This is a genomic window from Streptomyces sp. NPDC093149 (genome assembly GCF_044754145.1).
In the GTDB taxonomy this organism is placed as follows: Bacteria; Actinomycetota; Actinomycetes; order Streptomycetales; family Streptomycetaceae; genus Streptomyces.
The window spans coordinates 1-8985 of record NZ_JBIVON010000055.1; the positions used below are offsets into that span (position 1 = coordinate 1).

An 8985-nucleotide genomic window follows, 5' to 3' on the forward strand; every position below is an offset into this window, starting at 1 on the left:
CCGACCGCACCTCATCGACGGCTGCCGCATAGGCACCGGCCTGACCTTGACCAGCTGACACGATCAGGCCGACATCACACATTCAAGTTCAGTAGTGCCATCGGGTGAGGACTGCGAGCCGGTCCTCGGCGATGTGACATTTCGCGCGTACGCTGCCCAGTCCTTCGCCAGCCTGCTCGCGCTACCGTACGCGCCGGCGACTGCTCGGATGCCGTTCCGTCACCACTTCGTGCAGCGAAACTGGGAACTCGAGGACCGGCTTCTCACCAGCGAGGCCGCGACACATGCGTATCGTGAGCTCGCCCGGGAAGGAGACCTCGTAATGCCGGTCTTCCTCGCTGTCGCGGTCGCCCGCGCCCGGAGGCCCGAGGACCTATGGACACGCCTAGCTGAGCTTCGGTCACAGGCCCGCGCTTTCCGCAAACATCGCGGCGAATTTGATGAATCGCTGAGGCTGGGAGAAGTCTCCGACACGTCCCGACAGCTGCTGATGGCGGTTCGTAGCGAGGCTGTCAAACTGACGGAGATGTGCGGTCATGGCTTTTCGCTGGTGACGAAGATTTTGGGCCGCATCGCTGGGGTGACGCCGCCCCAATTGCCGGAAGAGGTCTCGACTCTGCTCGGGATCGCCTCCTCGGAGCTCCCGGCTGAGCTGCGACGACGGACCCGCGCCGCCCAACCACCGGACGGCCCCACCGGCCCCCAGGTCAGCCGCCAGTCCCTGCTGGCCGACCTGGCCAACCTCACCGAACGCAACACCCGTCTGGCCCGGCACATCACCCAACTCGAACGACGGCTGTCCGAAGCCCTTGGCCAAGAAGCCTGGCATCGCTCCGGTCTGGGCGCCCCCGGTGACATCGACACCCTCCATCAGCAGATCGCCCACCTCAAACAGCAAGTCGCCGACCTCAACACGCAGCTCACCGAACGAAACGAAGACCTGGAAGCTGCCCGCGCCACCAACCGGGAGCTGATGACCCAGCTCAACCGATGACCGCGTCGCCCTCCGTCGCCCCCGCCAGGGCAGCCGAAACGATGTTGATCAAGCCTCAGCCGTGGCCGGAACGCTGGAGCATCAATCGATAGTGCTCCGGATCGGCCAGGATGACACCCTTGGCTCGCTCGTGATCGGCCTGAAGGACGTCCGGATAGGCAGATGAGTTCAGGGAGATCCACAAGGACAGGTCCTGGCGAGTTCCGGGGTCCTCGCAGGCCAGGAAGGCAATCAAGACCGCGTCTCGGTAGTTGACGCTCAGATCGGACAGCGCGTCCAGGGCCGCCTTGCTCTCCGGAGTGGGCACCCGGTTCTTCAGGTCGTCCGTTGACGCGTATTGGAGACCTGGCCTGGAGAAATACCAGGCCATCGTTGCCCCGATCTTCTGCGCGTCCGAACCGGCACGGACGTAATGGATGATCTGCTCCTGCGTCCAGCGGTGCCCAAGAGCCTTAACTAGAGGCTTAATGAGCTGATTGATGCCGCTACGGCACTGGTCATGCACGACGGCATTCATCAGGACGTCAGCATGCTGGCGGGTGGGGTCAGGGTCTTCCTCAGCAGCGCGACCGATCTCCCAGCGTTTGACCTCGCAGCGATGATGCTGGTGCTCTCCCGTCATCCGGTCCGGAAGCACCCATGACGGGCTGAAGATCGCCAACAGCTCATCAAGAAGCGGTTCGAAGGCAGCTTCCCGCCCAGGGCGGTCAGGAATCATCTCTATTGCCACAGCCATCCCCCACGACAAATGTTCGTCACCGCTTACTGGCAGCGACTCAGGATAGCTGCGGCGTGCCGTCGCGGTGCGCGACACGTGTCGCACTCTGGTGGTGGCAGGGGAGCCCGCCGCTGAGCTGCACGGTCATCGCTCTTTCTCGACTCCCGCGGCCGTCAACCCCAAGAGAAAGGCAGTGGTGCAGGCACGCCTTGCGGCCGTCGGCGGTGCCGTGGGTGGTCTTCTCCTTGGTGGCCGGGTCCTCGTAGGTGACCGGGGCGTGGTCGGAGGCGCCCTTCACGCGGGCGCAGAAGTCGTTCTGGACCCAGATTGTCGCTGCTTTCTTTGCGTGTCTCACATGCCTCAACTCCCGTTGATTGGTTGTGGAGTTAGCAGTTGATGAAGGTCGTGTCGCGGGCCTAACGTCCCGGCCCGTTTTGGTGCACTTCTTCTCTTCCGAGGACTGGCAGTCCTGGGGACTCGGTGGGCAGCCGCTGATCCCTGAGCGGATGCCGGTCCTGATCGACGACGACTTCCTGTTCGAGGACGGGTACGGCCCGCGGGCAACGCGGGTGGTGAACACGTGGCTGCGTACGCTGCCGTCGAGCGGCGCCCCGTCGCCGAACTCGTGGCGTGCGTACGCGCTGGCGGCCCGGGACTGGCTGACTCATCTGCGGCGGCATGCGATCGGAGTGTTCGCCTCGCGGCAGGACCTGGTGGCCGCGCTGGGTACGTACGCGGACCGGCGGTTGTCGGGGCCGTTGGACGAGCGGTTGGCGTCGTCTTCCTGGGAGCTTCAGGTCACCGCGTTGTCCCGGTTCTACGCCTGGGCGGTGGACGAGGGCCTGGCGAGCGCGGTGCCGTTCACGGTGGGCACGGGCATGCGGATGGTCGAGGGTCGGCTGGTCGAGACCGGGCGGAATCTGGCGAGGCTGCGGCGGGTGAAGCCGCACGTGAAGGTGCAGTACCTGGAGTCGGACTTCGCCGAGCTGTTCTGCCGCGGGCTGGCCGGGCTGGGTCCGGACGGTCTGGAGGATGCGGCGTTCCGCGGCCGGTTCCCGGGGCGGAACGCGGCGATGGGCCGCCTGGTGCTGGGCACCGGGATGCGGAGCCGGGAGTTCACGCATCTGCTGGTGCACGAGGTGCCGTCGCTTCCGGCGGAGCCGACCGAGGTGCCGATCTTGTGGGCGGTGCCGGAGTTGGGTGCCAAGGGCCGGAAGTTCCGGATGACGTGGATCGACTACGCGTCGCTGGCGGCGGTGCACGCCTACATCGCGCTGGACAGGGAGGTGGCCCGCGGTTCGTGGATGCCCCGGAAGCCGCTGGTGGTGGAGGAGGCGGACTTCCGCGGCGGCCGGGTCAACGGCCGGCGCATGACCTGGTCGTCGCTGGCTCCGGCCGAGCGGCTGCGGCTGGTCGACCCGCAGGGAGGCTCGCTGCTGCTGGCGCTGAGCTACGGCGGGCGGCCGTTCGTGGACTGGGGGACGCTGTTCCGTCGCACGGCCCGCCGGATCCGGGAGGTGTTCGAGCCGCGCTTCCCGGACGTCGCTCCGCACCGATGTCGCCACAGCTTCGCGATGGCCACGCTGGAGCGGTTGGTGGAGGGCCACTACCAGGCTGCTGCCCAGTTGGCCGCGGCCACCGGTGACGCGTCGGGGCTGGCGCTCTACCTGCTGAAATCCGATCCGCTGCTGATCCTGCGGGACCTGTTGGGGCATTCCAGCGTCACGACGACGGAGGTCTACCTCAAGCGCCTGGACGTGCACCGGATCTACCGGGCCGCCTGGGAGAAGACGCACGGGCAAGTGGATCCGGCGGTGCTGGCCGAGGCCGATGGTGAGTTCGAGGAGGCTGTCTGATGCCCGCCGAAGTGATCCGCGAGCCGCTCGCGCTGAAGCTGTCCCTGCCCGGCCAGGCGACCGAGCTGATCGTGATCGGAGACCTTCCGAACCCGCTGCTGGCCGTCGATCTCACCGAGGGGCTGGCCGCTCTGGTCCACCCGCACGGGCCGCTCGCCAAGCGGACCACGGTGATGAGCTTCACCTACACGTTGCGCCGGATGGTCCGCGAACTGGCCGCTGACGGGTTCGTCGGATCGGCGGGCGAGCTGACGCGGCCGCTGCTGGCTTCCTTCTGGCTGCGTTCGCAGTATCTGGTCGAATACCGCACGCGCGCGATGCTTCGGGCCTTCGACGAGCGGCACCAAGCCTTGGCGGAGCCGGTACGGCAAATGGTGTTCGGCACGAACTACACCCGGCCGGTCGTGGGCTCTCCGCTGCCGCCCTACCAGCCGGCCGAGTGGAACCGGCTGATCGACTTATGCAAAGCGGAGGTACGCCGTCTTGGGGACCGGCACCGGGCGATGCTCGCGCTCGCCCAGGAGGGCCAGGACCCGGCGGTCGCGGGCTGGAACAAGGCGAACGCGGCCTGGTTGCTGCTGCGTCTGGGACCGGTCAGCCGGGCAGAGGTCGCGAAGCACCTGGGCCTGACACGCGAGGAAGCGCGGCAGAGGTCCCTGGGGCTTGAGGAGATCCGCAACGCGCTGTTCCCCACGCACGCGGACGCCGTCCCCTATCTGTTGCTGCTGGGGGCCTGGACGGGCATCGTCCCCGACGGGTTGACGGGTCTGGAGACGAAGGATGTCCGCTGGACAGGGCAGCAGGCGATGCTGCTCTCCTACACCAAGGGCCGCACGGGCGAGGAGAGTCTGGTGCTGTCGGCGGGGGCATCACGGCTGCTGGAGCAGTGGATCGAGCACAGTGCCCTGGCACGCAGGCATGCTCCTGATGACCTGGCCGGTCGGGTCTGGCTGGTGACTTCGCACTGCCGGTTCATTGCGGCCACGTTCGCCGAGTATCTGCTGCGGCCCTGGGTGAAGCGTCACGACGTGCGGTCGGATGCCGGCGGGCCGATGTGGTTGGACAGGCGACGGCTGCGGACCACGTTCATCGCTCAGCGCGGGCAGCGCACGTGGTCGCTGCGGGCGACGATCGACCCCAACCACTCTCCCGAGGTCGAGGGCGATCACTACCTGTCAGCGGCCACACCCGCTCAGCAGGCGGTTGTCGGCGAGATCATCGCGGACGCGCAAGGAGACCTGCTGCGGCGCGCGAGCACGCCGCTGGTCGTCGACGACGCGGCGGCCGCGGACCGGCTGCCACAGGCAGTCGAGCGTCTCGGCCTGGGCCAGGGTGTTCTGGAGGAGCTGTTGGGCGGCGAACGGGACGTGTTCACCGCGTCCTGCGCGGATCAGCTGGCCGGGCTCCACGGCCCGAAGGGAAAACCGTGTCCGGCCAGGCCATGGGTCTGCTTGCTCTGCCCGCTCGCCTTGTTCACGCCGCGGCACCTGCCGAATCTGCTGCGGTTGAAGGCGTATTTCGCCCGTCAGTTCCGGGCGATGCCGCGTGAGCAGTTCGCGGTGGTGTTCGCCCCCTATGCCCGTCGGCTGTCTGCCGAGATCTTGCCGCGGTTTCCACAGGCGGCGATCGAGGCGGCGCAGGCCGATGTCGCCGACGTGGATGCCGAACTGCCTTTGCGTGCTGAGGAGATGACCTCATGAACCTTGCTCCCGCAACTGCTGGAATGCCTTCCGGGTCGTTGTTCGCGGGGGCGGACGTCGCGGCCACCGCCGGCCTTGTCTGGCGGGACGGATGCGACCGGCCCCGCTTCGAAGACGATGTGTGGTCGCTGGAGGGCTGGGCGGATGCGCCGGCCCAGATGAGGCTGGCGGAGAAGAGGTGGGAGTTCAGCCGGATCAAGAATCCGGCCTGGCGAGTGGTCGCCAAGGAGCTCGCGCTGGCCTGGCTGGCGACCTCCGATGAACGGGTGCTGGCGCTGCCCAGGGCCCGGCGGATCCCGCGCCATCCCCGCACCGTCGCGGCGAGGCTCTACCACGCCACCTTCTGGTTCAACTGGCTGCACGAACGGCGGATCCCTTCTCTGTCTGCGGTCACGCAGGAGCACTGCGAGGCGTTCGTGAAGGAGTACGGCGTCATCAGGGATGCGGATGGGGCTGTGATCCGACCGAAGTCTGCGAACGGCCTGCGGACGGTGGTGTCCGTGATGCAGGAGACCACCGACTACGGGGAACTGTTCTCTGCCGACCGGCACCGGTCCGGTTTCCGTCCGTGGGGCGAGCGTTCTCCGGGCCGTGTCACCGGCGCCCCGACGAGGCCCGAGATCGTGGTGAAGACTCCGCCGCTGCCGGACGAGGTTCTCGCACCGCTGCTGACAGCATGCCTGCACCTGGTCGATGTCCTCGGGCCGCACGTCGTCGAGCTGCGGAAAGAGCTCCATGCCGACCGTCTCGCCCAGGAGGCGGAAACCCCGTGGTTGATCCGCAACCTGCGCGATGAGGCTCCGCTTGCTGCGGTGGTCGAGGAGCATCTGCGGGCAGGCAGGCCCCTTCCACGGCTCCAGGACTGGCAAGTGGCCAAGCGACTGACCAGGGGCTGGGATCCGCACGATCCATTGCTGGAGGTCAGTTTCCTCCAACTGCTGCGGCCGACAGGGCACCGGGACATCGGGCGCCGGTTGTTCAAGAGCGTCCGTCCTCTGCTGGAAGCGGCCGTCGCGCAGGTCGGGACGGAATACCGGTGGTGCCGGAACGCAGCGGATGTTCCCCGCGCCGATAATGGTGACCTGGTGCCGTGGTCGCTCCCTCTGCCGTCGTTGCAGGCGCAGGCCCTGGTCAGGGTCGTCGGACATGCCTGCGTGATCACCACCTCGGCATTGACCGGCATGCGGTCCAGCGAGCTGATGGAGCTGGCGGTCGGCTGCCACGCTCCTGCCGAAGAAGACGCACCGGGCCTGGCCCGGCATCGCCTTGTCGGCAAGGTCGTCAAGGGCCGCCGCTGGGGCGGCGAGCGTGATGAATGGGTCGTCGTCGAGGAGGTCGTCCGCGCCGTCACTCTGGCCGAACAACTGACCGATGCCGAGCCCGGCCAGCTGCTGTTCGGCGCTTTCCAGGGCTTCAACAGCAACGGCGCGATGGACTGGCTGCGGCGGTGGGCGGCCTCGCCCGCCGGCCAGCGTCTGGGCCTGGAGCCCATCCCCGACAGGCCGGTCCATCCCCGCAGCCTGCGCCGGACTCTCGCGGTTGAAATGGCGGCCCGGCCTGGCGGGCTGCTGGCCACAAAACTGCACTTCAAGCACCTGTCCGTGGTCACCAGTGAGGGATACGCCCACCGGCCCGGAGGCGCCCAGGCCGTCTTCCACCAGGAGTGGAAGAAAGCCGAGGCGGACGAGAAACTGCACCGGACCGTTGAAGCGTTCCGCCAGTTCCAAGACGGCCAGCTGCCAGCCGGTCCCGGAGCGGACGCCCTGATGGCCGCCTTCCGCGCGGTCGAGGACGAACTCCAAGGACACGAGCCCGGCCCGGCCAAGGTGGTCACCGACCGGCAGGTCGAACTGCTGCTCAAGAAGAAGGCCGCGGTCCTGCACCTGGCCGCCTCGAACTACTGCTGGTTCGAGGACCCGGCCAAAGCCTTGTGTCTCAAGCTGGCCGGCACCAAGTCAGCAGCGGCTCCGCTAACGGGAATGTGTGACAGCTCCCGCTGCCCGCAGGCAACCCACCATCTCCTCCACCGGCCCGTCTGGCAGACCGCGGCGGACAACGGCACCGTCCTGCTGGCCAGCCCGCGCATCCCGGCCGGAGAGAAGAGCCGGCTGCGGGCCGAGCACGAACGCTCGATGCGAGCCCTTGAAGAGATCGATGAGGCCGCTGGAAAGGCAGGATGACGTGGCATTCAGTCCCGAACAGCGCGATCAGATCGAACGGCGGATCCGCGCAGCCATCGACCGCCTCATTGCCGGGCAGATCCCGGTCGGCGGGGCCTGCGACGTCAAGACCCTCGCCCGGGAAGCCGGTATCTCCCGCGCCGCCCTCTACCGCACCTGGGGCCACCTCAAGGACGAGTTCGAGAAACGGCGGACCGCTGCCTGGGCCGCAGGCAGGCAACCCGACCCACGCGAAGGCCGGATTGCCCGGCTCCGGGAGCGCAATCAACGGCTCACCACGAAACTCGCCCGAACCCACACCGAGCTCGCCGAGCTCAAGGAACGTCACCAGGGTGCCCTGTCGGCCCTGGCCGCCAAGGACGATGAACTCCAGCGGCTCCGCCGCCAGTTGAGTACGCAATCGTGGCAGGGCGATAACGTCAAGGGCATCGTCCCTTTGCCGCGCCACTGATGACACACAGGTGATCGTGCCTGCTATTCTCCACGGCATCAGTGAAGCCTTTCCAGTCGGATACACCTCCGCCGGGAAGGCTTTTTTCGTGCCCTGGTCCGACTTGTCCGGGCTGCCTATCGCGAGGAGTCTCATGCCAGACGTTTCCGTGCGCTTAGCAGATGCTGCCGACCGTCCCGTGGTGGAGCGGCTGTGGCTGATGTTCCGTCACGACTTGTCAGAGTTCGATGAAGATCTTCCTGATACTGACGGGACCTTCTACGCCGATCGGCCCAACAACGCTCTCACTGGCGCCGACTGGGCGGCCTACCTCGTGACGATCGACACACGCCCGGCTGGTCTTGCCTTCGTCCGGGGTCTGGCTGGCCCAAAGCGCGTGCTGAACAGTTTCTTCGTCGTTCGAGGGGCACGCAGGGCGGGGATCGGCCTGGACGCTGTTCAGCAGGTAATAGCCAGGCACCAAGGTCCCTGGGAGGTCGCCTTTCAAGACGCCAACGCGGGGGCAGTCCACTTCTGGCGTCGCGTCGCCGGGGAGATTGCCGGTGACGCATGGACTGAGGAGCGCAGGCCGGTGACCCATCGACCAGACCTGCCGTCCGACGTTTGGATCTCATTCGACCCGCCGCTGAAGATCACCTCGCCACGCTGATTGTCTGACTCCGCTGCACCAGCCACGCCGCGATACTCATTCTCGGCTCGTGACGGAGTTGGTGCAGACAGGACTCACTTCCTTTCACCGGCGGAGCTATCGAGCGCCGGCGAAGGTCGAACACAGTCGCCGAGAAGCCGGGAGTATGGCCTCCGAGAGCCGGACAACGCGGCGCACACGCCTGCCGACATCATCCGCCCGTCACCTCCAGGAGCGAACTTCAAGGCGAAACATCGACGCTCGACAACCGAGACAACTGGGACCTGCTGGTGGTCTCTCCCGCCATCGGCTTCAGGCCGGGGATCGAGACATCAGGGAAGGTGGACACGGCCTTTGCTGCGTTAACCTCGGGTTTTCACTTGCGGTCCGTCCGGATCACGGGCGGTAACGCGAAAGTGCCTTCTGAGCTGGGACGATGAACCTTGTCGAGGGGTTCT

The 8985-nt window shown here is 67.0% G+C and carries 8 protein-coding genes; 6 read left to right on the forward strand and 2 right to left on the reverse strand.

Going from position 1 to position 8985, the window contains the following annotated elements; genetic code table 11:
• Positions 1-208 precede the first annotated feature (208 nt).
• Complete coding sequence (locus tag ACIQCZ_RS42175; RefSeq protein ID WP_402291471.1) at positions 209-994, forward strand: hypothetical protein; 786 nt, start codon at positions 209-211, stop codon at positions 992-994.
• Between the two features lie 55 nt (positions 995-1049).
• Here ACIQCZ_RS42175 and ACIQCZ_RS42180 read toward each other — a convergent pair whose 3' ends face one another.
• Both ACIQCZ_RS42180 and ACIQCZ_RS42185 read right to left on the reverse strand, forming a co-directional pair.
• Positions 1050-1808, reverse strand: coding sequence for a hypothetical protein (locus ACIQCZ_RS42180; protein WP_402291473.1), 759 nt, complete (start codon positions 1806-1808; stop codon positions 1050-1052).
• Positions 1771-2067: a hypothetical protein gene (locus tag ACIQCZ_RS42185; RefSeq protein ID WP_402291474.1), complete on the reverse strand. Its 297-nt coding sequence runs from the start codon at positions 2065-2067 to the stop codon at positions 1771-1773. The genes ACIQCZ_RS42180 and ACIQCZ_RS42185 overlap by 38 nt, the downstream gene beginning before the upstream one ends.
• A gap of 82 nt (positions 2068-2149) precedes the next feature.
• Between ACIQCZ_RS42185 and ACIQCZ_RS42190 the strand changes: the two genes are divergently transcribed.
• The 5 genes from ACIQCZ_RS42190 to ACIQCZ_RS42210 all read left to right on the forward strand — a co-directional run bounded on the left by ACIQCZ_RS42190 (position 2150) and on the right by ACIQCZ_RS42210 (position 8548).
• Positions 2150-3568: a tyrosine-type recombinase/integrase gene (locus ACIQCZ_RS42190; RefSeq protein WP_402291476.1), complete on the forward strand. Its 1419-nt coding sequence runs from the start codon at positions 2150-2152 to the stop codon at positions 3566-3568.
• Positions 3568-5268: a hypothetical protein gene (locus tag ACIQCZ_RS42195; RefSeq protein ID WP_402291478.1), complete on the forward strand. Its 1701-nt coding sequence runs from the start codon at positions 3568-3570 to the stop codon at positions 5266-5268. Before ACIQCZ_RS42190 ends, ACIQCZ_RS42195 begins: the two co-directional genes overlap by 1 nt.
• Positions 5265-7448 carry a hypothetical protein gene (locus ACIQCZ_RS42200; protein WP_402291480.1) on the forward strand — a complete coding sequence of 728 codons (2184 nt, stop codon included), beginning with the start codon at positions 5265-5267 and terminating at the stop codon, positions 7446-7448. The genes ACIQCZ_RS42195 and ACIQCZ_RS42200 overlap by 4 nt, the downstream gene beginning before the upstream one ends.
• Position 7449: 1 nt before the next feature.
• Positions 7450-7899 (forward strand): hypothetical protein, encoded by a 450-nt coding sequence (locus ACIQCZ_RS42205; protein ID WP_402291481.1) that lies wholly within the window; start codon positions 7450-7452, stop codon positions 7897-7899.
• Positions 7900-8032: 133 nt separating this feature from the next.
• Entirely contained in the window at positions 8033-8548 is a 516-nt protein-coding gene (locus tag ACIQCZ_RS42210; RefSeq protein WP_402291483.1) for a GNAT family N-acetyltransferase, read from the forward strand.
• The last annotated feature ends 437 nt before the right edge of the window (positions 8549-8985 follow it).